We start from the raw sequence: 23,981 nt of genomic DNA, 5'->3' as shown, positions 1-23,981 counted from the left end.
GCGCTCCGGCAGCCGAACACAGCGACGCAGACTGGGAGTTGGTCCTCCAGGTCAACCTCAGCGCCCAGTTCGCGCTGACCCGGGCGGTGGGCGCGACGATGATGGCCCGCGGCCGGGGGAAGATCATCTTCACCGCGTCGCTGCTCAGCTTCCAGGGCGGCATCACCGTCCCCGGCTACACCGCCGCCAAGCACGGGGTGGCCGGACTGACCAAGGCCCTGGCCAACGAGTGGGCGCCGCACGGCGTCAACGCCATCGCACCGGGTTACATCGCCACCGACAACACCCAGGCCCTGCAGGACGACCCGGCGCGCAGCACGGCGATCCTCGAACGCATCCCGGCCGGACGCTGGGGCACCGCCGACGACCTCGCGGGCGCCACCGTGTTCCTGGCCTCCGGTGCCGCCGACTACGTCCACGGCACCGTCCTGCCCGTCGACGGCGGATGGCTCGGCCGATGACGGCCGAACTCGCTTCCTTTTTGGCCTGCGCCCGGGTCATGCCCGTGCTGACCGTGCCCGACGCCTCGACGGCCGCCCGGCTCGCCGATGCCCTCGCCGTCGGCGCCAGCTGGATGGCGACCGCCGGCCATCTGGAGCGCGGCGACTGCGACGGCATCCGGCGGCTGACCGCCGAGGCCGTGGAGAGGAGCACTCCATGACCGGACACGGACCGGGTACGGACGTGATCACCCTGGGCGAGGTGATGCTGCGCTTCGACCCGGGCGAAGGGTGGATCCGTACCGCCCGCACCTTCCAGGTGTGGGAAGGCGGCGGCGAGTACAACGTCGCACGCAGTCTCCGCCGCTGCTTCGGTCTGCGCACTGCCGTCGTCACGGCCCTGGTCGACAACGCGGTGGGCCGGCTCACCGAGGACCTGATGCTGCAGGGCGGCGTCGACACCTCACTGATCCGCTGGACACCCTGCGACGGCATCGGCCGCACCGCCCGCAACGGACTGAACTTCGTCGAACGCGGCTTCGGCATCCGTGGCGCACTGGGCGTCAGCGACCGCGCGAACACCGCCGTCTCGCAACTGCGCAAGGGAGACATCGACTGGGACACGGTCTTCGCCACGGGCCCGCGCTGGTTCCACACCGGCGGCATTTTCGCCGGCCTGTCGGACACCACAGCGGACGTCGCGGACGAGGCCATGACGACCGCCCGGCGCCACGGCGTGACGGTCTCCTACGATCCCAACTACCGCCCCAGCCTCTGGGCCGACCGAGGCGGGCCCGAGCGTGCACGAGAGACCGACCTGCGGCTCGCCCGGCACGCCGACGTCGTGGTGGGCGCCCTGGGCCTGGCCGGAAGGCATTCCGGCGAGCAACGCATCGGCGCCGACGAACTGCCCGGCGCCTTCGCCCAGGTGGCAGCCCGGCTGCCCGGGGTACGGGTGCTGGCGACAACCCTGCGGGAGGTGCCCTCGGCCGGGGTGAACGACTGGTCCTCGGCGGCCTGGTCACCCGAGACCGGCTTCGTCACCGGCCCCCGGATGCCGGGCCTCCACGTGCTGGACCGCATCGGCTCGGGCGACGGCTTCGCCGCCGGTCTCGTCTACGGCCTGCTGAGCGGTGCCGGCCTGGAGCACGCACTCGCCTACGGCACAGCCCACGGCGCGCTCACCATGACCACGCCCGGAGACGTCTCCATGGCCTCGCTGGCCGAGGTCGAGGCGCTCATGGCGGGCGGCTCCGCCCACGTCAGACGCTGACCATCCGACACGGCACCGTGATACGCCGAGGAGAACGCCTTGCACCACCGAAAGATCTCGACCACACCTGTCGCACTCACCGAACTCGGCTTCGGGGCCTCGGTCATCGGCAACCTCTACCGCGTCACCCCGGCCCAGGACGCGTCGGCCGCGATCCAGACCGCCTGGGACGCCGGAGTCCGGTACTTCGACACCGCACCGCACTACGGACTCGGCCTGTCCGCGCGCCGCCTGGGCGCCGCTCTGAGAGACCGGCCGCGCGACGCGTACGTCGTCTCCTCCAAGGTGGGCCGGCTGCTCGTACCCAGCGAGCGGTCACAAGGCGTCGACAGCGAGGGCTTCGTCGTAAGGGACGATCTGCGCAGGCAGTGGGACTTCAGCCGCGACGGTGTGCTCCGCTCCATCGGGGACACGCTGGAGCGCACGGGACTGGACCGCCTGGACCTCGTGTACCTGCACGATCCCGACGACCACTGGCGTCAGGCCGCCGAGGAGGCCATGCCCACCCTCGCGGACCTGCGCGACCAGGGAGTCGTCGGCGCCATCGGCGCCGGAATGAACCAGTCGGCCATGCTCGCCCGTTTCCTCCGCGAGACCGCCGCCGATGTGGTGATGCTGGCCGGACGCTACACCCTCCTCGACCAGTCGGCGCTGGACGACGTACTCCCCGCCGCGCTCGAACTCGGCAAGAGCGTCGTCGCGGTCGGGGTGTTCAACTCCGGTCTGCTCTCCCGCGACCGGCCCGCCGAGGGGATGAAGTACGACTACCAGGACGCCCCGCCGCACCTCGTCGGCCGCGCCCGCGCCATGGCGGAGGTCTGCGAACGGCACGGCACGACCCTCCCCGCCGCGGCGATCGCCTTTCCCTTCAGCCACCCCAGTATCATCAACGTCACTCTTGGTATGCGAAACCCCGAACAAGTCAGGCGCAACGTGGAGCTCCACCGTCGACAGGTCCCCGATGGTCTCTGGGACGATCTTCGCGCCCAGGGCCTGATCAGGTCGGACGTACCCGGAGGGCACACTGACGGAAGGGGTTCGCGTTGTCTCTGACGGACAAGGCCATAGAACAGATCCGTGCGCTGATCCGCTCGGGCGCGCTGCCCCCCGGCTCGAAGCTGCCTCCGGAACCGGAGCTGGCAGCGCAGTTGGGGCTGTCACGCAACCTGGCGCGGGAGGCGGTCAAGGCGCTGGCGGTGGCCCGCGTACTGGAGGTCAGACGCGGCGACGGCACCTACGTGACCAGCCTGCAGCCGAGCCTGCTGTTGGAGGGCCTCGGCGGTGCGGTGGACCTGCTCCAGAGCGACCCTGGTGCCCTGCTGGACCTGATGGAGGTCAGACGGCTGCTCGAACCCGTCGCCACCGCTCTCGCCGCCACGCGCATCTCCGACGAGGAGCTGGCCGAGGTGAAACGGCACCTGGACGCCATGCGGGAGGCACGCGACGACGTCGAGCGCCTCAACGCACACGACGCGGCGTTCCACCGCGCCGTCGTCGCCGCCACGGGCAACGAAACCCTGCTCACCCTCCTCGAAGGTGTGTCGGGCCGCACCTTGCGCGCACGCATCTGGCGCGGACTGGTGGACGCCCGGGCAGCGGGGCGAACCCTCGCCGAGCACGAGGCGATCTTCGAAGCCCTGGCCGGCCGCGACGCCGCTCTCAGCCAGGCCGCCGCGCTGCTGCACGTCAACAACACGGAACAATGGCTGCGAGAGCATCTGCAGTCCACCGAGTTCCTCCCCGAGGCACCGCCGACGGCCAACAGCGCCTGAGTGCGGCTCCGGCACGGTGACACCGGCAATGAGGCGTCAACCGCCGCTGGAGAGGCTCCACTTCTGGTTGGTGTTGCCGGTGCAGCTCCACAGCTGGACCTTGGATCCGTTCGCCGTTCCGAGGCCCGTGACGTCGAGGCAGCGGCCGGAGAGGTCGTTGGTCACATTGCCGTCGGCGTGGAAGGTCCACTTCTGGCTGCTGGTGCCGTTGCAGTCCCAGAGAATGACCTTGGTGCCGTTCGTGGTGCCGTTGCCGTCCGCGCCCACGCACTTGCCCCCGATCCGCAGTTCCCGGTCGGCGGAGTACAAGTACTTCTGGTTGGGGTTCGTCGCCCCGCAGTCCCAGATGGTCTGCTGGGTGCCGTTGGCCGTGCTGTTGGCGTCGTCGAGGCACCGCTTCGAGCCCTGGCCGACGATCTGTGCGGCGGCGCCGTCCGAGGTCTTGGTGAAGGTGACCGTGGCGCCGGCGGGCAGCGTGTACGAGAAGGATCCCTCCGTGTTCCAGGTCGTGGTGAGCGTGGTGCTGCTGGAGTTGTTGTTGTGGGCGACCAGCACCTCGCTGCCGTCAGGGTTCTTGTAGGCCTGGGCCCACACGTTGCCGCCGTCGCTGCTGCCGATGCGCGTGGCGCCGGGCACGACGAACTTTGAGAACTGGCCGAGTTGGTAGTAGTTGTTGGTGTACGTGACGTTGCCTGTCGCCTGGTCGACGGTCACCAGGCCGGTGCAGTTGTCACAGCCGACGCCCATCTTGGGGCCGCCGCCTGTGTCCAGCGCCAGGTTCCACAGCAGCGCGCCGTTGGCCCAGTTGAAGGTGGATTCCAGGGCGAGCTGGGCCGCGTTCATCGGTGCGATGCCGGGGCCGGTGGAGCACTCGCTCTCGTAGATCCGCTTGTCGGGGGCGGTGTTGTGGAGGGTGGTCATGCTGCCCAGGTCGTTGCGGTAGCAGTGCCACGCCGTGCCGTACAGCGCGTCGCGGGTCGCCTGGTTGTTCAGCAGTGTGTTGGCGTAGTTGAGGTCCACGTGGTCGGCGTCCGCGCCGAGGATCTTCGTGTCGCCCAGCCCGGCCTGCCGCAGTGCCGGGGCGAGGTTGTCGGCGATGAAGGTCGCCTCGTTGCTCGCGGGCCACAGCATGGCCGAGTAGGTGGTCGGTGAGATGGTCGGTTCGTTCTGCGGGGTGACGCCCCAGACGTTGACGCCCTTCGCCTTGTACTCCTGGAGGAACTTGACGTAGTACTGCGCCAGCGGCCCGTACATGTCGGACCTGAGGGTGCCGTTGTTCGTGCCCAGCATCGTGTTGGTCGTCTTCATCCACGCCGGCGGGCTCCAGTTGTTGGCGAAGAGCTTCATCGCCGGGTTGAGGGCCTGGGCCTGCTTGATCACCGGGATCACGTAGGCGTCGTCGTGCGCGGTGGAGAAGTTGGCCAGGGTGGGGTCGGCGACGCCGCCGTTGTCGTCGTACGAGTAGGTGCCGGGGCTGGTGGGCGGGGTCGCCGTGTAGTCGGACGACCCCATAGGAACCCGCATCAGGGAGAGGCCGATGCCGGGCCCTCGGGCGAACAGGTCGCGCATGACCCGGTCGCGGGTGGCCGTGCTGAGCTTGTTCTGCAGCAGGTAGGTCGAGGTGTCGGTGAAGGAGGCGCCGAACCCGTCGATGGTCTGGAAGGTCTTGGTGTTGTCCACCTTCAGGTTCACGGTCCCTGACGAGACCGGCCCGAGGGCGACGCCCGGCTGCGGAGTGAGCCCCTGGCCGAGGTCCGCGGTGGTCAGGGTCACTCCGATCACCGTGTCCGCGGCGTGGGCGGGAGTCGGCCCCAGCACCGCCATCCCACCTGCGACGGCCACTGTGAGGGCCGTGACCTGCGCAGCGGATGTGCGCAGCCTTCGTCTGAGAAGCATGGAAGCAGTCCCTCTTCCCGCTCTGGCCCCTTACCGTCCCGTATCCCAAGACAGCGCTTTTGTATGGGCCGTTGATTAATTGCGGCACACCTTCGAGGGCCGCCGAAGGCCGCGTCAAGACACGCGACAACGAAACGTTTCGTAACAGTCGGATGAGTGCCCGGCGAACCAGCCCGCACTGCCGCTCGGGCGACCGCACCGCCCTCGGACCTCACGGGGCAGGGAGGAGCCGGCAGGCGGAGCAACGGGGAGGGGTGCGTTTCGGCGGCGTCACCTGATTGTTATGGCCGAGAACATATTCTCGCGCCCCAAGCTCTGGCGCACGGGCCGTAGAGCGTCGTAAGTTCCCGCTCACAACATTCAGCCGGGCGGATCCTCTCAGACCCGGCCATTCCCCCGAGAGCGCGCTTCTCGCCTTCTTCCTCACCACCCTCGTGCGTCCGGTCGTCCGGCCGTAACACCAGAAAGGACCCTGCCCATGCGCAAGGGACTCCTCCTCACCGCCGCCTCGGTGGCACTGGTCAGCTCGCTCACCGCCTGCGGCGGCTCCTCGTCGAGCGACAGTGCCTCCGGCTCCGACGCCAAGAAGCCGAAGATCGGCGTGATCCTCCCGGACAGCAAGTCCTCGGCGCGCTGGGAGACCGCGGACCGCAAGTACCTCGGCGAGGCGTTCAAGGCGGCGGGCGTCGACTACGACATCCAGAACGCGCAGGGCGACAAGCAGCAGTTCCAGACCATCGCCGACCAGATGATCACCAACGGTGTCAACGTCCTGGTGATCGTGAACCTGGACAGCGGCACCGGCAAGGCCGTTCTGGACAAGGCCAAGGCGCAGGGCGTGGCGACGATCGACTACGACCGCCTCACCCTCGGCGGCTCCGCCCAGTACTACGTGAGCTTCGACAACACCGAGGTCGGCAAGCTGCAGGGCGAGGGCCTCAGCAAGTGCCTGAGCGACATGAAGGCCAAGAAGCCCATCATCGCCACGCTCAACGGCTCCCCGACCGACAACAACGCGACCCTCTTCGCCAAGGGCTACAACAGCGTCCTCGACCCCAAGTACAAGTCGGGCGAGTACGTCAAGGGCCCGGACCAGTCCGTCCCCGACTGGGACAACACCCAGGCCGGCACCATCTTCGAGCAGATGCTCACCAGCTCGCCGAAGATCGGCGGCGTGCTCGCCGCCAACGACGGTCTCGGCAACGCGGCGATCGCCGTGCTGCGCAAGCAGAACCGCAACGGCGAGGTGCCGGTCACCGGCCAGGACGCCACCGTGCAGGGCCTGCAGAACATCCTCGCCGGCGACCAGTGCATGACCGTCTACAAGGCGGTCAAGAAGGAGGCGGACGCCACCGCCAAGCTCGCCATCTCGCTCGCCAAGGGCGAGAAGGGCGAGACGAACGCGACCGTCGAGGACCCCGAGGGCAAGCGCAAGGTGGCGGCCGTGCTGGAGACGCCGGTGGCCATCTACAAGGACAACGTCAAGGACGTCGTGGACGACGGTTTCGTCTCCAAGGACGAGCTGTGCACGGGCAAGTACGCCGCCCTGTGCGCCAAGGCCGGCATCAAGTAGCCCCTGACCTGCCGGTTCGAACGATCCCCCGTCCGGACCGGCCGACCGCGGGCCCCGGGACCCTTTCGCCCCGGGGCCCGCGACCTCGCGAACCTAAGGAGCCGTCTCCCATGACAGCGACCCCGATCCTCCGACTGCGCGGGATCGACAAGAGTTTCGGCCCGGTGCAGGTACTGCACGACGTGTCCTTCGACGTCCATCCGGGCGAGGTGACCGCACTGGTCGGCGACAACGGAGCGGGCAAGTCCACGTTGGTCAAGTGCATCGGCGGGATCCACCCGAGCGACGGCGGTGAGTACTGGTTCGAGGGCGAGCAGGTGCAGGTGCACAGCCCGCGCGACGCGGCGGCCCTCGGCGTCGAGATCGTGTACCAGGACCTGGCGCTCTGCGACAACCTCGACATCGTGCAGAACATGTTCCTCGGTCGTGAGAAGCGCCGGGGCCTCGTCCTGGACGACGCGACGATGGAGGAAATGGCCGCCAAGACCCTCGAAGGCCTGTCGGTCCGCACCGTCAAGTCCATCCGCCAGCAGGTCTCCAGCCTCTCCGGCGGCCAGCGGCAGACCGTGGCCATCGCCAAGGCCGTGCTGTGGAACAGCAAGGTGGTCGTCCTGGACGAGCCGACAGCCGCGCTCGGTGTGGCACAGACCGCGCAGGTCCTCGAACTGGTCCGGCGGCTCGCCGACAACGGCCTCGCCGTGGTGCTGATCTCGCACAACATGAACGACGTCTTCGCGGTGTCCGACCGGATCGCCGCCCTCTACCTGGGCCGGATGGCCGCCCAGATCCGGACGTCCGACGTCACGCACGCCCAGGTCGTCGAACTCATCACCTCAGGCCGCAGCGGAGAGCTCGGTCTCGCCACCACCAACGGAGCCAGCGCATGACCGCCGCCGTCGCCCCCGAGAAGCCGGAGTCGCCGGACAGCCCCGGTACGCCGAAGAAGAACGGAGCGGCCGGAGCCGCGAGTCTGCGCTCGGTCGCCCGAAGCTATGTCGATCGGGTGCGCGGTGGAGAGTTGGGGGCCCTTCCCGCCGTCCTGGGCCTGATCGTCCTGTGCGTGTTCTTCGCGGCCCTGCGCCCGGTCTTCCTGTCCGAGCTGAACTTCGCCAACCTGCTCACCCAGGGCGCGGGCAGCATCGCCATCGCCATGGGACTGGTCTTCGTCCTGCTCCTCGGCGAGATCGACCTGTCCGCGGGGTACGCCAGCGGGGTCTGCGCCGCCGTCCTGGCCATCCTGCTCACCGACCACGGATGGCCCTGGTACGGCGCCGTCGGTGCGGCGATCCTCACCGGCACGGTCATCGGCCTGCTGCTCGGCGTGCTGGTGGCGAAGGTCGGCATCCCCTCCTTCGTGGTCACCCTGGCCGCCTTCCTCGGCTTCCAGGGCATCGTGCTGATGCTGCTCAAGGAGGGCACCAACATCTCCATCCGGGACCAGACGATCCTGGCCGTCGCCAACAACAACCTCTCCCCCGCGCTCGGTTGGGCACTGTTCGCCGTCAGCGTCGCGGCCTTCGCGGCGATACAGTTCCGGCAGAACCGCAACCGCCGGCGGCGCGGGCTCGCCACCTCTCCGCCCGCCCTGCTCGCGGTCAGGATCGGCGGCCTGGCGGTGCTCGGCGCGGTCGCCGTCCACCTGCTCAACCAGGAGCGCAGCCGCAACGTCATCGTCGACTCGCTCAAGGGCGTGCCGATCGTCGTGCCGGTCATCGCCGTCCTGCTCGTCGCCGGTACCTTCCTGCTCCAGCGCACCTCGTTCGGCCTGCACTTCTACGCGGTGGGCGGCAATGCCGAGGCGGCCCGGCGAGCCGGCATCAACGTGGCCGCGATCCGTATCTCCGCGTTCGTCATCTGCTCGTCCCTGGCCGCGGTCGGCGGCATCATCGCCGCGTCCCGGGGCAACTCCGTCGACCCCAACACCGGTGGCAGCAACGTGCTGTTGCTGGCGGTCGGCGCCGCGGTGATCGGTGGAACCAGCCTCTTCGGGGGGCGGGGCAGAGTCGTGGACGCCGTGCTCGGCGGCATGGTCGTCGCGGTCATCCAGAACGGTATGGGTCTGATGGGCTACAGCTCCGGGGTCAAGTACGCTGTCACGGGTTCGGTTCTGCTGGTGGCCGCAGGCGTGGATGCGCTGTCCCGTCGCCGGGCCGTACAACGATGAGGTCTGGGGCACCATGAAAGCCGGTCCCTCGCAGGAAGAGATCCGCCGGCACAACCTTGGCACCCTGCTCCGCCATGTGCACCTCGACGGATCCATGTCACGGGCGGTCCTGGCCGACCGCATGGGACTCAACCGCAGCACCATCCTGGGTCTGGTCAGCGAGTTGGCCTCGGCCGGACTGGTCCGCGAGGAACTGCCCCGCGACACGGGCAGGGCGGGCCGTCCGTCCCTGGTCGTGCGGCCCGAGTCCGACCAGGCGTACGTCCTCGCCTTCGATGTGGGCGTGGACCGGCTGGCCGCCGCCCGCATCGGTCTCGGCGGGGTCTTCCTCGACCGCAGGGAGGCCCGCATGCGCCCGGATCATCGCGATGCCGGCCAAGTGACGGAAGTCCTCGCCGACTTCGCCCACCAGATGATGGACACCACACGGCAGGGCACCGTCTGCGTCGGCGTGGCCGCCGCCGTTCGGGGAATGGTGCGCCAACCCGACGGCCTGGTCCGTGCCGCACCCTACATCGACTGGAAGGACGAGGAGTTCGGCGAAAGCCTCACGCGTCGGCTGGACCTCGGCCTTCCCGTCTCGGTCGGGAACGAGGCCAGCCTCGGCGCCCTCGCCGAGCACCTTCGCGGCGCCGGAACCGGCTGCCAGGACCTCGTGTACCTGCACGGCGACATAGGCATCGGCGGCGGCGTCATCGCGGGCGGCCAACTCCTGGGCGGTGACCGCGGATACGGCGGGGAGATCGGGCACATGGTCGTCAACCCGCGGGACGGCAGACCCTGCGGGTGCGGGGGGCGTGGCTGCCTCGAAGCAGAGGCCGGTGAACGCGCTCTCCTGGAGGCCGCACAGCGCGACCCGTCGGCCACGGGCCGGGAGGCCGTACGCGCCGTCGTCGAGGCAGCCGACCGGGGCGACATCAGCGCCCGCGCCGCGCTGCATGACATCGGCGACTGGCTCGGCATCGGCGTCGCCAACCTGGTCAACGTCCTCAACCCGCGCACCGTCGTCTTCGGCGGAACGCTCCGCGAGGTGTTCCTCGGCTCGGCCGCCCAGATCCGCAGCCGTGTCAACAGCCACGCGCTGGCGGCCTCCCGTGAAAACCTGCGGCTCCGCGTCGGCGCGCTCGGCGACAACGCTGTCCTCATCGGCGCCGCGGAACTCGCCTTCTCCACCATCCTCGCGGGTCCGTTGGAGGCACTGGCCCGTACCAGCACGTAGTCGGCACTGGGAGCCCACCGCGGCGCGCCCCGGTGCGTCAGGAACGACACCAGCACCCGAACCTGAGCGCCGTGGGCAAGGCCTGGTACCTGCTCGGCGCCCACCCGACGAGCGCGTGGCTCCTCCCCACCACTGCGACGGCACGACCACCCACGGCATCGTCAAAGGCGCCCCCCGCGCACCGGTCTGGACGTCCCGGCCGAGCCTGGCCTAAGGTCGGGCCAGCAAGCGCTTTCTAACATGGGCATGCCAGCACTCCTCGCGTCACCCCTTGCACCTCGGCCTCTTCTCAAGCCAGCCATGCGCTCAGCCCGCCGACGGCCCAGGCAAGGACCGTTCGGCGCGGCCGGCGCGGAATGGGAGCGTCTCGTGCCGCACACCGAACCTCAGGAACCACCGATGTGGACCCGCAAATCGTTTCTGCGGGGCATGGCGGCCGTAGGGGCGGCCCCGCTGCTCCCGGCCTCGCTTCCCACGGTCGCGCGGGCCGCGACGTCGGACCGGTCAGGCTTCACGCTGGTGCGGGACGGCGCCGCGGTCGACTTGTTCGTGGACGCGGCCGACGACGCCGCCGTGATCCGCGCGGCCGGCGATCTGCAGGCGGACGTCGAACGGGTCAGCGGGTTACGCCCCGAACTGCGGCACACCCTGCCGGAGCGCGCCGCGCGGCTGGTCCTGGTGGGCACCATCGGCGCGAGCCCGGTCGTCGACCGGCTCGTCGCCGAGGGACGCCTGGACGTCTCCCGGGTGAAGGGCCGCTGGGAGGCCTCGGTGACCCAGGTGGTGGACCGTCCGGCGCCCGGGGTGGACCGCGCCCTGGTCATCGCGGGCAGCGACCGGCGCGGCACGGTCTACGGCATCTACGACACCTCGGAGCGGATCGGCGTCTCTCCGTGGTACTGGTGGGCCGACGTGCCCGTCGTACGCCGCGACACCATGACGGTGCCCGCGGCCACGTCCACGCGCCTGGAGCCGTCCGTGCGCTACCGGGGCATCTTCATCAACGACGAGCAGAACCTCACCACGTGGTCCCACCGCACCCGGGAGCCCGACAAGAACATCGGCCCCGAGACGTACCAGCGGATCTTCGAACTACTGCTCCGCCTCAAGGCCAACTACCTGTGGCCTGCCATGCACCCGTACTCCGACTTCTTCAACAAGTACCGGGAGAACCCCGAACTGGCCGACCGCTACGGCATCGTCGTCGGCTCCAGCCACCCCGAAGCCCTGCTGCGCAACGGGGTCCACGAGTGGGCGCCCTGGGCGGAGGAGCACCGCGGCGCGGACGGCAGCCTGCCGCTCTACGACTACACGGTGAACCCCGGTGTCATCTCCGGCTACTGGCGGGCGCGGGCCCGGCAGAACGCCGCGTACGACAGCAGCTGGACGCTCGGCATGCGCGGGCTGCACGACAGCGCGCTGGAGACCCGGCATGCCACCACCATCCCGGAGAAGGTCGCGGTGATGAACGACATCATCGCCGATCAGCGCCGGATCCTGGCCGAGGAGGTCGGCGCCGCGGCCCAGCCGCAGATCTTCATCCCGTACAAGGAGGTCCTGGAGCTGTACAACGCGGGTGTCCAGGTCCCCGACGACGTCACGCTGATCTGGCCGGACGACAACCACGGCAACATGCGACAGCTGCCCACCGAGGCCGAGCGCCGCCGTCCGGGCGGCAACGGCATCTACTACCACCTCTCCTACTGGGGCCGCCCCAAGAGCTACCTCTGGCTGGACACCACCCAACTGGCCAAGGTCTGGCAGGAGCTGCGGCGTGTGTACGAGCACGGCGCCGACCGGATGTGGATCTTCAACGTCGGTGACATCAAGTCGATCGAGACCGGGCTGTCCTTCTCCATGGACATGTCCTGGGACGTGGACCGCTGGGGCGCGGACGACGTCGAGGACTTCCTGGCCGAGTGGGCCGGGCGGCAGTTCGGGCACCGCCACGGACGGGAGATCGCGGCGATCCGCACCGAGTACTACCGGCTCGCGGCCGAACTGCGCCCGGAGTTCATCGACCGCGGGCTGCTCTCCGTCATTCACCACGGCGACGAGGCGGGACGCCGGATGGGGGCGTACGACCGGCTGCTCGAACGGGTCCGGGCGCTGGGGGCCAAGCTGCCCGAGGCCTACCGGGACGCCTTCTACGAACTGGTCGAGTACCCGGTGCACGGCGCGTACCTGATGAACCTGAAGTACTACTGGGCGGACCGCAACGCGCTCGCCGTGCGCCAGGGGCGCGGAGCGGGGACCAACCGCTTCGCGGACCTGGCCGAGGCCGCCCACGCCGAGGAAGCAGCGATCACCAAGCGGTACAACACCGAGGTGGCGGGCGGAAAGTGGGACGGGATCGTCAACCCGTACCCGTCGCAGATCCCGAAGGCGCCGGGCCGTCCGAGTGTCACCAGGGTGGCCCGTCGGGACACTTCCGGGCTGGGGGTGGTGACCGAGGGGAACGAGACGGGAGTGGACCGGGCGCTGTCCTTCTCCTCCTACACACGGGACCGGCGTTTCGTGGACGTCTTCAACACCGGCTTCCTGGCGATGGACTGGGCTGCCGAACCCAGCCAGCCCTGGGTACGGCTGAGCGAGGCGGGCGGCTCCTTCACCGAGCAGACCAGGGTATGGGTGGAGATCGACTGGGCGCGCGTGCCCGAGGGCACGCACGACGCCACGGTCACCGTCACCGGCGCCGGGCAGCGCGTCGAGGTGCCGTTGCGGGTGCGCAACGACGGAGAGCGTGGGCGCCGACGGGTCCGCGGCTTCGTCGAGGCCCACGGATACGTGTCGGTCGACGCCGTGCACGCCGACCGGCGGGTGGCCCGCGGCGGCTGCCACTGGCGGACCGTGCGGGGGCTCGGCCGCCGTACGGGCGCGGTGGAGGCGGTGCCGTCGACGGCGGTCCCGGTCACCGCGGACTTCGCCACCAGAGCGGCGGAGTTACGGTACCGGGTGCGCTTCGTCACCACCGGCACCTTCCCCGTCACCGTCTTCCGTCTGCCGTCCCTCGACGAGCGCGGTCACCGCCGGCTGGCCCTGGCCCTCGACGACCAGCCGGCCACCGTCCTGTCGGGCCAGGCGATCGCCACCGGCAACCGGGGCGACGCGTGGGCCCGCAACGTGGAGGAGGGCGTCGAGAAGCTGACCGCGACGGTGTCCGTCACCGAGCCGGGCGAGCACGTCCTGCGGCTGTTCATGGCCGACCCGGCGATCGCCGTGGACCAGATCGTCATCGACACCGGGGGCCTGCCCAGGACCTACCTCGCGCCGCCCGAGAGTTACCACCCGCTGTTCCATCCCGATCCGGTGTCCGTGGAGAGCCTGGACGCGCCGGATCAGTAGAGCGCCGGGCGAGCGACACGCGTGCCGCCGCTCCTTCCTCCGTGGCGGGTGAGGCGCGGGGCCCGTCCTTCGGGTGCGATGGAACCGGCGGCAGGACATACGCCGGCCGCCGCCCGGCCGGCTTCCCTTCGGCCTGACGTGGCGAGGTGGGCACGATGACGCGCTGGCGCGCTCTGATCGTCCTGGGTACGGCCCAGTTCCTGATGGTCCTGGACACCTCCGTCATGAACGTCTCCATCAGTCAGCTGGTGGAGGACTTCGACACCGAGGTCACCGCCATCCAGGCCGTCATCACGCTGTACGCGCTGGTCATGGCCGCTTTCATGATCATCGGTGGCAGGTTCGGGGACATCGTGGGACGTCGCCGCATGTTCCTCATCGGGCTGGCCGTCTACGCCACGGGGTCGGCCCTGACCGCAGTGGCCCCGACCCTGTGGGTCCTCGCGCTGGGCTGGTCCGTCATCGAAGGGCTCGGAGCTGCCATGGTGCTGCCGGCCATGGCCGCCCTCGTCGCGGAGTCGTACCGCGGGCGCGACCGGGCCGTCGCCTACGGAGTCATCGGCGGTCTCGCCGGCGCGGGGATCGCCGTCGGGCCGCTGCTGGGCGGCTGGGTGACGACGTACCTCACCTGGCGGCTGGTCTTCGCCGGTGAGGTCGTGGTGGTCGTGGCCGTCCTCCTGGCCCGCCGGGTGATCCCGCGGTCCGCCCGCACCGGCCCCCGCCCACGGATGGACGGCGTCGGTGCCGCGCTCTCGGCGGCCGGGCTGGGGCTCGGTGTCCTCGGCGTGCTGCAGAGCAGCACGTGGGGGTGGGTGCAGCCGCGAAACCCTCCCTTCACGGTGCTGGGCTTCGCGCCGACCCTGTTCGTGGTCGGTGCGGGGATCGCCGTCCTGGTCCTCTTCCGTCACTGGGAGCAGCGGCGGGTGGACCGGGACGCCGATCCTCTCGTGCACATGTCGCTGCTGGGCAGACCCTCGCTGCGCTCCGGGCTGATGACGCTGCTGAGCCAGAACCTCATTCTGCTCGGGCTGTTCTTCGCCATCCCGCTGTACCTGCAGGTGGTGCAGGGGTTCGACGCCTTCCAGACGGGGCTGCGGCTGCTCCCGGTCTCGGTCGCCATGCTCGCGGTGTCCCTGTCCGCGTCCTCACTGGGGCGGGTGATGGGGCCACGTCGGGTGGTCCGGCTGGCCCTGGCGATCCTGGTCGCGGCCATCGTGTGGCTGCTGGCCACCATCGACCCCGTCATCGATGACGCGCAGTTCGCCGGCGCCATGGCCCTGCTGGGCGTGGGCATGGGTCTGCTCGCCTCACAGCTGGGCAACGTCGTGCAGTCCAGCGCCGACGAGGACGAACGCAGTGAGGTCGGAGGGCTCCAGTTCACCGCTCAGAACCTGGGCTCCGCGCTGGGCACCGCGCTCATCGGGTCGATCCTCATCGGCGCGCTGGCCCACGCCTTCACCACCCAGATCGCGGACGATCCTCGGCTGTCCGAGGAGACCCGCCAACAGACCGGTGTCGCTCTCGAAGCCGGGATCACCTTCGTCGCCACCGATCAGGTGCGCTCGGCGGCCGAGCGGGCCGGGCTGCCGCCGTCCGAGGTCGACGCGCTCGCGGATTCCTACGCCTCGGCGCAGCTCGACGGCCTCAAGGCGGCGATCCTCGCCACCGGCGGCATCGCGCTCGCCAGTTTCCCGGTGACGCGGCACCTGCCGACGGGCCGGGCCGGCCGCTCCCGGCAGCGGGACGCCGGTGCTCCGCTCGGGACGAACGGATCGACGCGCTGAGCTCGGAGGAGGCACCAGTGCACAGGACCGGGACCGCCTCAGCCACGGCAGCCCGCGCTGAGCGGCGAGCCCGTACCGACTACACGGGCGGCGTCTACGGATCCATGCTCGCGTCTTCCGTAGTGATCGGCGCCGGCACCCTGGGCTCCTTCCCACGTGCTGAGCTGGTGCTGCTGCTGTTGCTCACCGGCGTGGTGTTCTGGATCGCACACGTGCACGCCCAGCTGTTCGGGGCGCGCCTGGCACAGCAAGCCCTGGACCGCCGGGCCGTGCTGCACGTGTGCCGCGACGAGTGGCCGATCGTCAAGGCCGCCGTGCCGCCTTCGGCCGCTGTGGCGCTCAGCCCGCTTCTGGGCCTGGACGTGCAGGGCGCTGTCTGGCTGGCGGTCTCCGTCGCCGTGGCCGGGCAGGTCGGCTGGTCCGTGGCCGCAGCACGCCGGGCCGGTGCCTCATGGCGTCTCACGACCACCACTGCCCTGGTCAACCTGCTGCTCGGTTTGCTGATCATCTCCTTCAAGATCACTCTAAAGCACTGACCGCGGCCCACGGACCCGCAGGCCTCGAGAACATCTGACGGCGCCGCTTCACCCCTTCAGGCCGCGTGGGAGCCGCGGTGCAATGGGACAGGCTGAGCGTTCTGCACTGCCGGTTCATCGCTTTCCTGCAGTGGGGTGAGCCGGATACCGGCGTGGTAGTCCTGGACCAGCATCCAGCCCAGGAAGCCTGCCGCGAGTGTGCAGGCGAGTCCGGCGGCGGACAGTGTCAGTCCCGGGGTCACGCCAGTCGCCGGGCCGTCCCAATGGGTGGCGTATATGCCGAGGCTGGCGCCGAAGAGGCCCAGGGCGGCGACGTTGAGGATGCCGTGAGCGATGCCGACGGTCTTGGCCGCTGAACGGCGTGGGACGCCGAACGCCAGATCGATGATGCCGGGCAGGGCTGCCAGCAATGCAGTGCCGACGCCGGCGATGTTGAGGGCGATGGCCAGGTTGAGCCAGAACTGCTGCCCGTTGGATGCATAGACGGCGAAACCCACCAAGGTGCCCGTGTAGCAGGCCACGGGGTAACCGACGAGCATCGGATGGATGGGATGACCTGCGATGGTGACCTTGCTGTACATGGCGCCTCCCGAGGCACGCGGTCGGTCCTTTCCAGGCTCGCCCTTCACGGGTGGCAATGCCAGCGGGGACATGTGCGGGAGGACGAGTGAGGGGCGCGGCGCCGGCCCTTTACGGCTTCCCGGACGCGGGCAAGCTGTCATACGCACCAGAAGGGCGACACATGACTGCACCTCTGTTGACGTTCGGGCACAGCACAGCGGACCGTGAGCACTTGACCACTCTTCTGCACGACGCCGGGGTGGTGGCGGTCGTTGATGTGCGCACCGCCCCAGGCAGTCGGCGGAACCCGGATGTGGGCAAGGAACTGCTCCAGGACTGGATGCCCGAACAAGGGATTGCCTACCGCTGGGAGAAGAGACTCGGCGGCTTCCGCAAGGCCGCGCCGGACTCGCCGGACGTGTTCTGGGAGAACGTCTCCTTCCGGGGGTACGCCGGCCACACGAGAAGCGCCGACTTCCTTGCCGCGATCGACGAGCTGCTGAGGCAGGCGGTGACGGTGCGTACCGCGGTCATGTGCAGTGAGGCACTGTGGTGGCGCTGTCACCGGCGGATCATCGCCGACTTCGCCGTACTCGCCCGGCAGGTTCCGGTGCTCCACCTCGCACACGACGGGCGGCTCAGCGAGCACACGCCCACGGCGGGGGCGCGCCTGCGCGAGGACGGCATGATCGTCTACGACCACGATCCTCGATGCCCAGGACCGTAGAGGATTCTCCGGATCGGGTGCGATCTGTTTCAGTGGCTTCAGTGGCCTCACCAGCGCGGCCGTACAACCGGAGGGGGTGCCGGCGAGGCGAGGCACCGTCCGGTGCGGGGAGCGGTTCGTCTCGGTGCGGCTGTCGCCCGGGGGCCTTGCCACCCTCCATGCCGGTGCATCAGCCGCCACACCGCCGCCGGCTCACCGAATCGAGTCGAGCAGCCGTGGCGAGGCCTGAAGTGCCGTGCGCTGCATCAGGTCCACGATGCCGTGGACTCCCGCCATCTCCGATCCCCCACCGGCCCGGCCGGGACCCCCGTGCCTCAACGCGGGCAGCGGCGATCCGTGTCCGGTCGTCTGTCCCATGTTCGTCGAGTCCAGCAGGTGAAGTCGCCCGTGCCATGGGGCAGCGCCCTGAAGGAACCTGGTGGTCCAGGTGAGGTCGTCGCTCACCACGGATGCCGCAAGGCTTCCTCGGCCACGCGCCATCAGGTCTGTGGCGTGGACGGTGTCGCGGTAGGCCATCACCGTCGCAACCGGCCCGAAGGGTTCCACTTCGTGGGGTGCGGAGGCGTCCGGATCCGCGGAGACGAGCAGGGTGTCCAGGAAAGCGCCACGCTCGGGATCGGCGTCGACCACGCGCACCTTGTCGGGGTCTCCGTGCACGAGTCGGCCGGACTCCGCGATCGCCCGCACCGACCGTCGCACGTCGTGGCGCTGCTCAAGGCTCACGACAGGGCCCATCCGGACGTCCCGCGAGGCCGGGTTGCCGATGGTCACCCCGGCCAGCTCGGAGGCGATCGCGTCCAAGGCGGCGCTTTCCTGGACGCGAGGGACGAACACCCGGCGGATCGCCGTGCACTTCTGCCCCGCCTTGACCGTCATCTCGGTCACGACCTCGCGCACGAAGGCGGTGAACAGCCCAGATCCTGGTGGTACGTCCGGGGCGAGGACGATGGCGTTGACGGAGTCGGCCTCCGCGTTGAACCGGACGGAGCGGGCCACCAGGTTGGGATGGGTGCGCAGGGCCGCTGCGGTGGCGGCCGAGCCGGTGAAGGAGAGCACGTCCTGCTCGTACAGGAGGTCGAGGGCCGGCCGAACCGAACCGACCACGATCTGCAGGGTGCCGAGCGGCAGGATCCCCGCCTCGGACAGGATCCGGACGAGGTGTTCGGTGAGGTAGGCGGTGGGCGTGGCGGGCTTCACCACGCTGGGCATCCCGGCGAGCACCGCCTGCGCGAGCTTCTCCAGCGGGGCCCAGACGGGGAAGTTGAAGGCGTTCACCTGGAGCACCAGTCCCGGAGAGGGCGTGACGAGGTGGACCCCGAGGAAGTCCTCCCCGCGCCCGAGACGTTCGGCGGGTCCCTCCACCAGGTAGGGCGCGTCCGGGAGTTCGGCCCGGGCACGGTCCGCGTAGTCGCGCAGAACGCGTATACCTCCGTCGACGTCGTACCGCGCGTCCGTCAGGGTCGCCCCCGCGCGCGTCGAGAGTGCGTAGAGCTCCTCGCGGCGGGCTCGGACGGCCGCGGCGATCTCATCGAGAAGGCTCGCTCGCTGGTGGAAGGTGAGGGCGCGCAGGGTGGGGCCGCCCGTGCGCCGGGCGTGCTCGAATGCTCCCGCGATGTCGAGGCCTTCGGAGGAGACGTGGCAGACCGTCTCGCCGGTGACCGCGTCGCGGACGGCGGCCGCCGAGTCGGGCGTGGCCGTGGGGGTGGCCCACGTGTCCTGCAAGTAGCTCTTGAGCATGAGACGACTGCTTTCGTCGAAGGCGAGCGGGAGGTACCGGGCGGTCAGTCCACGGGGTGGTGGCCCCAGATGTCGGCGGTGTAGGTGCGGCTGACCCAGGTGCTCTCGTCGACCTGGACACCGCCCGCGCCGATCTCGATGCCGAAGCCGGCGGGCGAGGTCATGTAGAAGGAGAACATTCCGTCGTTGGCGTGCTTGCCGAGCGTCGCCATGAGCTTGACGTCGTGCTCGCGCGTGCGGTCCAAGGCTCGGCCGACCTCCTCCGGGCTGGTCACCTCGCACAGGATGTGGTGGGTGCCCTCGTTCTTGTACGAGCGGATGAAGGCGATGCTGTGGTGGCGGGGGTTGCAGCCTAGGAAGTAGAAGGTGCCCCACGGGTAGTCCGCGGTATCACTGAGCCGGAATCCCAGCACCTCGCAGTAGAAGTCGACCGCCTCCTGCACACGCGGCGTCTTCATCACCACATGCCCGAGCCCCTGTTCCCCGGTCACGAAGTCGACGCCCAAGGGTGAGACGAACTGGCTCGGGGCGAGGCGACGGCCGCAGAACAGCTCGGTGCGGATGCCGAGGGGGCCGGTGAAGTGCACCATGCGGGTCACCTGGCGGTCGCGGCACTCGTCGTCCGTACCCGCGGTGACGTCGACGCCGGCCTCCTTGAGGCGCACGGTCATGTCGTCGATCGCCGCGGCGTCGCGGACCTCCCAGCCGATGACCGTCACTCCCCCGGTCTCCGCCTCGGTCAGCCACATGCGGAACGGGTGCTGGTCCATGCGCAGCCGGTGGCGCGCGAAGTCGCCGCCCGCGGCGGAGCCGCCGTCGGTCGCGGGCCCCGGCTCGACCGCGAGGCCTATCACTGTCCGGGCGTAGTCCGCCCACGCATCCGGGTCGGGCGCACCGATGCCCACGTACCCAAGGCTCTGGATCGTCATGGCGAGGACAATATTTGTTAGACCCTTGACGGTCAAGACACTGACGAATACGTTGACGCCATCGAGCCGAGGAGGTCCCCGATGTCGGGAGAGGTGCCCGCGAAGGCCCGCCTGCAGCCCGTCGACGAGAGCGAGCTGCACGAGAAGACACTGGCGTCGCTGGCGCCGTACCGCGATGAGGACGGCCGGATCTACACGATCTGGGCGACCCTCGCCCACCACCAGGACGCGCTGCGCCGCTTCGTCGTCTTCGGCAACCACGTGCTGGGGAAGAACACCCTGCCGCTGAAGTCCCGGGAGCTGATGATCCTGCGGATCGCCGCCCGGGCGCGGGCCGCGTACGAGTGGGACCAGCACGTACGGATCGCCCGCCGCGCCGGACTCGCCGACGACACGATCCTGGCCGCCGCGACCGGCGCGTGGGACGGCCTCGACGAGCTCGACCGGGCCCTGCTCACCGCCACCGACTCACTCCTGGACCGCCAGGGAGTCGATGACGAGCTGTGGGACCGCCTGACCGCCCACCTCGGCACCGAGCAGGTCATCGACGTCCTTTACACCGTCGGCCAGTACCTGACCATCGCCACCGTCATCAACACCCTCGGGGTTCAGGTCGAGGGCGACCTCGCACTCGACCTGCCCGAGCCCGTCTCCCAGAAGGATGGAGCCGCATGAAGCTCGCCAACCTCGCCGGCCGCCCCGTCGTCGTGCGTGACGAACGCGTCCTCGACATCGCGGACGCCAGCAAGGGAGCGATCGAGCCGCGCGTGGAGGTGCTCTCGGACCTCTCCCTCCACGACGAGCTGCGCGCCCTCGCCGAGCGGGCCGCGGACGCGGACTGGAAGCCGTTCGAGCCCTGTGACCTGGGCCGGGTCGCCAAGCCGTACAAGGCGATCGGCGTGGCCCTGAACTACCGCGCGCACGCCGAGGAGTCCAACCTGCCCGTCCCGGACGAGCCGTCGGTGTTCGCCAAGTTCGCCTCCTCCGTCGTCGGCCCGTACGACGCGGTCGTGGTGGAACCCCGGTACGACAAGGTCGACTTCGAGGCCGAGCTCGTGGTGGTGATGGGGAGGGCAGGCAAGAACATCGCCGAGGCCGACGCCTGGTCCTACGTCGCGGGTGTCACCGCCGGGCAGGACATCAGCGACCGCAGGGAGCAGTGGCGCAAGCCGATCAACCAGTTCACGCTGCCGAAGTCGTACGACACCTTCAGCCCGGTCGGCCCGTACCTGGTGACGGTCGACGAGTTCGAGGACCCGAACGACATCGAGGTGGCCGGCTGGGTCGACGACCTGGAGGTACAGCGGGGCCGCACCTCGGACCTGATCTTCAGCGTGCCGGAGCTGATCGTCTGGCTGTCGAAGCGGGTGACGTTCGAGCCCGGGGACATGATCTTCACGGGCACCCCGGCGGGCTGCGGTGTTCGCCGCACCCCTCGGTTGTACCTGTCCGAGGGTAAGGTCCTGCGGACCGAGGTCACGGGCGTCGGGACCATGGTCAACCCGGTCGTGGCCGGCTGATGCCGGTACGGTCGGAGCAGAGAGGGCGGGAGATCGTGTCGGACACCGTAGGCGACGAGGGAACCGCGAGCGCGAGGCGGACGCGGGAGTTCTCGGAACTTCTGCGTCACCACCACCGTGAACTGGGGACCACCGAGCCACGGGATCTCGACGCGATCGAGATGGTCACCGACCTCACGCGCCTGGAAGCCCGGCTCACCAAGGACTTCGAGAAGCACGTCCACCGGCCGCTCGGCCTGACCTGGGCGGGCTTCAGGATCCTGAACGCGCTGTGGGTCTACGGCCCGCTGGCACAGCAGGACATCGGCCGGGTCTCCGGCTCCACCCGGGCCAGCATCTCCAGCGCGCTGACAACGCTGGAGAACCGCGAACTCGTCACGCGCCGCCGCGTCGAGACCGACCGCCGCCAGCTGATCGTCGAGCTCACCGACGACGGCCGCGAGACGCTGCGGAAGGCCATCGAGGCCCAGACCCTGCGGGAGCGGGCATGGACGGCCGTCCTGCGCGACGACCAGCTCAGTGAGCTGGTTCACCTGCTGCGGACCCTGGTCAATCAGGACACCCCGGCCGCAGACTGACCACCGCATACTGACCACCGCATACCGACCGCTCACACCCGAACCCCACGCGCAACCCCCTCCACCGATCGCACGCGGACACGCGTCCGTGCGGGTCGTGACATTCATGAGATCGTCAAGACTCTTACTGTCACATCTCTAACGTCTTGTCTTCCTCAGCAGTGTTTCTCAAAGGAGAGAACCATGGTCCGTCGAGTCGTCACTGGTGTCGGCACGAGCGGCAAGCCCGTGATCGTCAGCGACGGAGAGCCGCCCGTCACCCGGCAATACACCCACACCCCTGGCTTCGCCCGCTCCCTGGTGTGGAACACGGCGGCTCCCGCCTCGCCGTCGGGCGACCCGACGGAGTCCTTGAAGTCCTACGTTCCGGCTCCGGGCGAGACGATCGCGCTGACCGTCACCTTCCCGCCGGGCGGTGTGTACGCCGACCCGGGCTGGGACCCTGTTGCCGCCGGTGCCGAGCAGGCGGAGAACACACCGGGGCTGGCTGAGCTCTTCGAACCCGACAACCCGGGCATGCACACCACACCCACCGTGGACTACGGCGTCGTGCTGAGCGGGGAGATAGTCCTCGACCTCGACGACGGTGAGACCGCGGCCCTGAGGCCCGGCGACCTCGTCGTGCAGAACGGCACGCGGCACGCCTGGCGCAATCCCGGCACCGAGCCGGCCACGCTGTTCTTCGTCCTGATCGGCGCGGACGGCACGGCATGAGTACCCCGACCACGGCGGCCCGCGGCGCGCCCGTCGTCGAGCTCGACCTCGCCGAGCTGCGCCGGGACCCCTACCCCGCCTACGCCGAACTGCGCCGCACAGCACCCCTGGCCTGGGTGCCGTCCGTCGGACGGCACCTGCTGACCCGCTACGACGACATCGTCCACGCCGAGAAGCTGCCCGAGGTGTTCAGCTCCCATGAGAAGGGCTCGCTGCTGCTGCGCACCGTCGGCCCGAACCTGCTGCGCGAGGACGGCCCGGAGCACCGGCGACTGCGGGCCGCCGCCGAGCCGCCCACCCGGCCCCGCCAGGTGCGCGACCTGTGGGCCGGCGCTTTCGAGAAGAACGCGCACGCCCTGCTGGAGCGCATCACCGGGCGCGGCGAGGCCGATCTGATCGCCGACTTCGCCGAACCGCTCGCCGCGGCCAACCTGGCCCTGGTCCTCGGTCTGCGCAACGCCACGGCCGACGACATCGCCGGATGGTCGCGGGCGATGATGGCCGCCAACGGCAACTACGCCGACGACCCCGACATCTGGCTGCGCGCCGAGCAGGCCACCCTGGCCATCGAGGAAGCGGTCGAGGAGATCGCCGAGACGGTCCGGCGCGAGCCCGACGGCTCGGTGATCTCCTCGATGGTCCACGCGGACGTGGAACTCTTCGAGATCCAGAACAACGTGAAGGTCATCATCGGGGGAGGCGTCAACGAGCCCCGTGACATCTTCGGCGTGGGCGCCCAGGCGCTGCTGAGCCGCCCCGACGTACGGGACCGGGTCCTCGATGACCCGACACTGTGGAAGCGGGTCTTCGAGGAGACCGCCCGCTGGGTCTCGCCGATCGGCATGTACCCGCGCCAGCTCGTCCAGGACTACGAGATCGCCGGCGTCACCTTGCCCGCCGGGAGCCGTGTCGCCCTGGTGATCGCCTCGGGGAACCGGGACCAGTCGGTCTTCGAGCGGCCCGACGAGTTCGACATCGACCGGCCCCACCGCGCGCACATCGCCTTCGGCGGTGGACCCCACTTCTGCATGGGCGCGTGGGTCGCGCGCCACGAGGTCAGCGCGCTTGCCTGGCCCCTTGTCTTCGGCCGTCTCAAGGGACTCCGCCTCGACGACAGCTCCGAGGACCACACGCAGGGCTGGGTGTTCCGCGGGCTCACCTCGCTGCACGTCACCTGGCAGGCCGCCTGAGCCCGCCAGGCACCTGAGCCCTC

The 23,981-nt window shown here is 69.8% G+C and carries 22 protein-coding genes; 18 read left to right on the top strand and 4 right to left on the bottom strand.

What is annotated here, in order from left to right:
- From AB0959_RS20190 to AB0959_RS20170, 5 genes are all read left to right on the top strand, one after another.
- Positions 1-461, top strand: a 461-nt coding sequence (locus AB0959_RS20190) for an SDR family oxidoreductase (RefSeq protein ID WP_366827789.1), incomplete at its 5' end; no start/stop codon positions are given.
- Positions 458-661 (top strand): hypothetical protein, encoded by a 204-nt coding sequence (locus AB0959_RS20185; RefSeq protein ID WP_366827788.1) that lies wholly within the window; start codon positions 458-460, stop codon positions 659-661. The genes AB0959_RS20190 and AB0959_RS20185, both read left to right, overlap by 4 nt.
- The gene (locus tag AB0959_RS20180) at positions 658-1,713 is read left to right on the top strand and encodes a sugar kinase (RefSeq protein WP_366827787.1); all 1,056 of its coding nucleotides are present in this window, start codon (positions 658-660) and stop codon (positions 1,711-1,713) included. The genes AB0959_RS20185 and AB0959_RS20180 overlap by 4 nt, the downstream gene beginning before the upstream one ends.
- 39 nt (positions 1,714-1,752) lie before the next feature.
- Complete coding sequence (locus AB0959_RS20175; protein ID WP_366827786.1) at positions 1,753-2,766, top strand: aldo/keto reductase; 1,014 nt, start codon at positions 1,753-1,755, stop codon at positions 2,764-2,766.
- On the top strand, positions 2,757-3,485 hold the full coding sequence (locus AB0959_RS20170) for a FadR/GntR family transcriptional regulator (protein ID WP_366827785.1): 729 nt from the start codon (positions 2,757-2,759) through the stop codon (positions 3,483-3,485). The genes AB0959_RS20175 and AB0959_RS20170 overlap by 10 nt, the downstream gene beginning before the upstream one ends.
- Positions 3,486-3,521: 36 nt before the next feature.
- Here AB0959_RS20170 and AB0959_RS20165 read toward each other — a convergent pair whose 3' ends face one another.
- Complete coding sequence (locus AB0959_RS20165) at positions 3,522-5,381, bottom strand: ricin-type beta-trefoil lectin domain protein (protein ID WP_366827784.1); 1,860 nt, start codon at positions 5,379-5,381, stop codon at positions 3,522-3,524.
- Positions 5,382-5,859: 478 nt separating this feature from the next.
- On the opposite strand from AB0959_RS20165, the gene AB0959_RS20160 reads away from it, so the two are divergent.
- The 7 genes from AB0959_RS20160 (at position 5,860) to AB0959_RS20130 (ending at position 16,002) form a co-directional block, all read left to right on the top strand.
- A complete protein-coding gene (locus AB0959_RS20160; RefSeq protein WP_366827783.1) occupies positions 5,860-6,954 on the top strand; it encodes a substrate-binding domain-containing protein in 1,095 nt (364 codons plus the stop codon).
- Positions 6,955-7,064: 110 nt separating this feature from the next.
- Positions 7,065-7,841: an ATP-binding cassette domain-containing protein gene (locus AB0959_RS20155; protein WP_366827782.1), complete on the top strand. Its 777-nt coding sequence runs from the start codon at positions 7,065-7,067 to the stop codon at positions 7,839-7,841.
- Entirely contained in the window at positions 7,838-9,118 is a 1,281-nt protein-coding gene (locus AB0959_RS20150) for an ABC transporter permease (RefSeq protein ID WP_366827781.1), read from the top strand. The genes AB0959_RS20155 and AB0959_RS20150 overlap by 4 nt, the downstream gene beginning before the upstream one ends.
- Before the next feature lie 13 nt (positions 9,119-9,131).
- Entirely contained in the window at positions 9,132-10,337 is a 1,206-nt protein-coding gene (locus AB0959_RS20145) for an ROK family transcriptional regulator (protein ID WP_366827780.1), read from the top strand.
- A 429-nt stretch (positions 10,338-10,766) separates the two neighbouring features.
- Positions 10,767-13,682, top strand: coding sequence for a glycosyl hydrolase 115 family protein (locus AB0959_RS20140; RefSeq protein WP_366827796.1), 2,916 nt, complete (start codon positions 10,767-10,769; stop codon positions 13,680-13,682).
- A gap of 155 nt (positions 13,683-13,837) precedes the next feature.
- On the top strand, positions 13,838-15,466 hold the full coding sequence (locus tag AB0959_RS20135) for an MFS transporter (protein WP_366827779.1): 1,629 nt from the start codon (positions 13,838-13,840) through the stop codon (positions 15,464-15,466).
- Positions 15,463-16,002 carry a hypothetical protein gene (locus AB0959_RS20130; protein WP_366827795.1) on the top strand — a complete coding sequence of 180 codons (540 nt, stop codon included), beginning with the start codon at positions 15,463-15,465 and terminating at the stop codon, positions 16,000-16,002. Before AB0959_RS20135 ends, AB0959_RS20130 begins: the two co-directional genes overlap by 4 nt.
- Positions 16,003-16,058: 56 nt before the next feature.
- Here the strand turns inward: AB0959_RS20130 and AB0959_RS20125 are convergent, their stop codons facing one another.
- Entirely contained in the window at positions 16,059-16,583 is a 525-nt protein-coding gene (locus AB0959_RS20125) for a DUF2231 domain-containing protein (protein ID WP_366827778.1), read from the bottom strand.
- 161 nt (positions 16,584-16,744) lie between these two features.
- Here AB0959_RS20125 and AB0959_RS20120 point away from each other — a divergent pair, with 161 nt between their 5' ends.
- Positions 16,745-17,290: a DUF488 domain-containing protein gene (locus AB0959_RS20120; protein WP_366827777.1), complete on the top strand. Its 546-nt coding sequence runs from the start codon at positions 16,745-16,747 to the stop codon at positions 17,288-17,290.
- A 192-nt stretch (positions 17,291-17,482) separates the two neighbouring features.
- On the opposite strand, the gene paaZ is transcribed toward AB0959_RS20120, so the two are convergent.
- Together paaZ and AB0959_RS20110 are read right to left on the bottom strand one after the other, a co-directional pair.
- The gene (gene paaZ, locus AB0959_RS20115) at positions 17,483-19,027 is read right to left on the bottom strand and encodes a phenylacetic acid degradation bifunctional protein PaaZ (protein ID WP_366827776.1); all 1,545 of its coding nucleotides are present in this window, start codon (positions 19,025-19,027) and stop codon (positions 17,483-17,485) included.
- A gap of 44 nt (positions 19,028-19,071) precedes the next feature.
- The gene (locus AB0959_RS20110) at positions 19,072-19,956 is read right to left on the bottom strand and encodes a VOC family protein (RefSeq protein WP_366827775.1); all 885 of its coding nucleotides are present in this window, start codon (positions 19,954-19,956) and stop codon (positions 19,072-19,074) included.
- A gap of 81 nt (positions 19,957-20,037) precedes the next feature.
- Between AB0959_RS20110 and AB0959_RS20105 the strand changes: the two genes are divergently transcribed.
- The 5 genes from AB0959_RS20105 to AB0959_RS20085 all read left to right on the top strand — a co-directional run bounded on the left by AB0959_RS20105 (position 20,038) and on the right by AB0959_RS20085 (position 23,958).
- Complete coding sequence (locus AB0959_RS20105) at positions 20,038-20,631, top strand: carboxymuconolactone decarboxylase family protein (RefSeq protein ID WP_366827774.1); 594 nt, start codon at positions 20,038-20,040, stop codon at positions 20,629-20,631.
- Positions 20,628-21,476, top strand: a complete 849-nt coding sequence (locus tag AB0959_RS20100) for a fumarylacetoacetate hydrolase family protein (RefSeq protein ID WP_366827772.1) — start codon at positions 20,628-20,630, stop codon at positions 21,474-21,476. The genes AB0959_RS20105 and AB0959_RS20100 overlap by 4 nt, the downstream gene beginning before the upstream one ends.
- Before the next feature lie 35 nt (positions 21,477-21,511).
- Entirely contained in the window at positions 21,512-22,054 is a 543-nt protein-coding gene (locus tag AB0959_RS20095) for a MarR family transcriptional regulator (RefSeq protein WP_366827771.1), read from the top strand.
- Between the two features lie 183 nt (positions 22,055-22,237).
- A complete protein-coding gene (locus tag AB0959_RS20090) occupies positions 22,238-22,768 on the top strand; it encodes a cupin domain-containing protein (RefSeq protein ID WP_366827770.1) in 531 nt (176 codons plus the stop codon).
- On the top strand, positions 22,765-23,958 hold the full coding sequence (locus tag AB0959_RS20085; RefSeq protein WP_366827769.1) for a cytochrome P450: 1,194 nt from the start codon (positions 22,765-22,767) through the stop codon (positions 23,956-23,958). The genes AB0959_RS20090 and AB0959_RS20085 overlap by 4 nt, the downstream gene beginning before the upstream one ends.
- Positions 23,959-23,981 lie beyond the last annotated feature (23 nt).

Origin of the sequence: Streptomyces sp. NPDC046862, assembly GCF_040704615.1 — a bacterium.
In the GTDB taxonomy this organism is placed as follows: domain Bacteria; phylum Actinomycetota; class Actinomycetes; order Streptomycetales; family Streptomycetaceae; genus Streptomyces.
This window is presented reverse-complemented; position numbering and strand designations above follow the sequence as displayed.

Bases quoted from the DNA above. Each gene is read 5' to 3' on its own strand.
- AB0959_RS20185 (WP_366827788.1), top strand. From the start codon at position 458: ATGACGGCCGAACTCGCTTCCTTTTTGGCCTGCGCCCGGGTCATGCCC.
- AB0959_RS20180 (WP_366827787.1), top strand. From the start codon at position 658: ATGACCGGACACGGACCGGGTACGGACGTGATCACCCTGGGCGAGGTG.
- AB0959_RS20165 (WP_366827784.1), bottom strand. From the start codon at position 5,381: ATGCTTCTCAGACGAAGGCTGCGCACATCCGCTGCGCAGGTCACGGCC.
- AB0959_RS20160 (WP_366827783.1), top strand. From the start codon at position 5,860: ATGCGCAAGGGACTCCTCCTCACCGCCGCCTCGGTGGCACTGGTCAGC.
- AB0959_RS20155 (WP_366827782.1), top strand. From the start codon at position 7,065: ATGACAGCGACCCCGATCCTCCGACTGCGCGGGATCGACAAGAGTTTC.
- AB0959_RS20150 (WP_366827781.1), top strand. From the start codon at position 7,838: ATGACCGCCGCCGTCGCCCCCGAGAAGCCGGAGTCGCCGGACAGCCCC.
- AB0959_RS20145 (WP_366827780.1), top strand. From the start codon at position 9,132: ATGAAAGCCGGTCCCTCGCAGGAAGAGATCCGCCGGCACAACCTTGGC.
- AB0959_RS20140 (WP_366827796.1), top strand. From the start codon at position 10,767: ATGGCGGCCGTAGGGGCGGCCCCGCTGCTCCCGGCCTCGCTTCCCACG.
- AB0959_RS20135 (WP_366827779.1), top strand. From the start codon at position 13,838: ATGACGCGCTGGCGCGCTCTGATCGTCCTGGGTACGGCCCAGTTCCTG.
- AB0959_RS20125 (WP_366827778.1), bottom strand. From the start codon at position 16,583: ATGTACAGCAAGGTCACCATCGCAGGTCATCCCATCCATCCGATGCTC.
- AB0959_RS20120 (WP_366827777.1), top strand. From the start codon at position 16,745: ATGACTGCACCTCTGTTGACGTTCGGGCACAGCACAGCGGACCGTGAG.
- paaZ (WP_366827776.1), bottom strand. From the start codon at position 19,027: ATGCTCAAGAGCTACTTGCAGGACACGTGGGCCACCCCCACGGCCACG.
- AB0959_RS20110 (WP_366827775.1), bottom strand. From the start codon at position 19,956: ATGACGATCCAGAGCCTTGGGTACGTGGGCATCGGTGCGCCCGACCCG.
- AB0959_RS20105 (WP_366827774.1), top strand. From the start codon at position 20,038: ATGTCGGGAGAGGTGCCCGCGAAGGCCCGCCTGCAGCCCGTCGACGAG.
- AB0959_RS20100 (WP_366827772.1), top strand. From the start codon at position 20,628: ATGAAGCTCGCCAACCTCGCCGGCCGCCCCGTCGTCGTGCGTGACGAA.
- AB0959_RS20090 (WP_366827770.1), top strand. From the start codon at position 22,238: ATGGTCCGTCGAGTCGTCACTGGTGTCGGCACGAGCGGCAAGCCCGTG.
- AB0959_RS20085 (WP_366827769.1), top strand. From the start codon at position 22,765: ATGAGTACCCCGACCACGGCGGCCCGCGGCGCGCCCGTCGTCGAGCTC.